The organism is Gordonia sp. GN26, from assembly GCF_054823965.1.
In genome coordinates, this window is the sequence record NZ_JSYC01000118.1 from 1 (window position 1) to 413 (window position 413).

Annotated in this window: 1 protein-coding gene, 1 pseudogene and 1 other annotated feature; the gene and the pseudogene both read right to left on the reverse strand. The window is 67.6% G+C overall.

Features of this window, described 5'->3' with window-relative positions; genetic code table 11:
- Positions 1-186 (reverse strand): annotated as a pseudogene (locus tag OK17_RS19295) (hypothetical protein); the annotation flags it as partial.
- Positions 100-228 (reverse strand) — a sequence feature (AL1L pseudoknot). (Overlaps the previous pseudogene by 87 nt.)
- On the reverse strand, positions 189-413 hold a 225-nt coding region (locus OK17_RS19300), incomplete at its 5' end, for a transposase (RefSeq protein WP_461418425.1). It overlaps the preceding feature by 40 nt.

Here is a 413-nt window from a genome sequence, read left to right on the forward strand (position 1 = left end):
GTCGGCATGCACGGTGCGGATTTCACCGAGGATCTCGCGGTCACGGACCACCCGTGGCGCCTCGACTCGTCGAGAGCTCAGATGGGCTCGGACTGTGGACGGAGCGATCTGGGCGGCCGTGTCGCGCAGGGCCGCGCAGATCGGATCGACTCCGTGCTCGTCGCGGGAAGCGGCGACGAACTCCACGATCAACGCTGTGGGCGGTCGATCTCCGCCGCAAAGAAAGCCGAAGCCTGCTTCAAGATGGTGTTCGCCCGCCGCAACTCCCGGTTCTCCCGTTCCAGCTGCGCGATCCGCTCAGCCTCGCTGGTCGTGGTCCCCGGGCGGTCCCCGCCATCGATCTCGGCCTGCTTGACCCAGGTGCGAAGCGCCTCCGGGTGCACACCGAGTTGATCGCCGATCCGTTTGAGCGC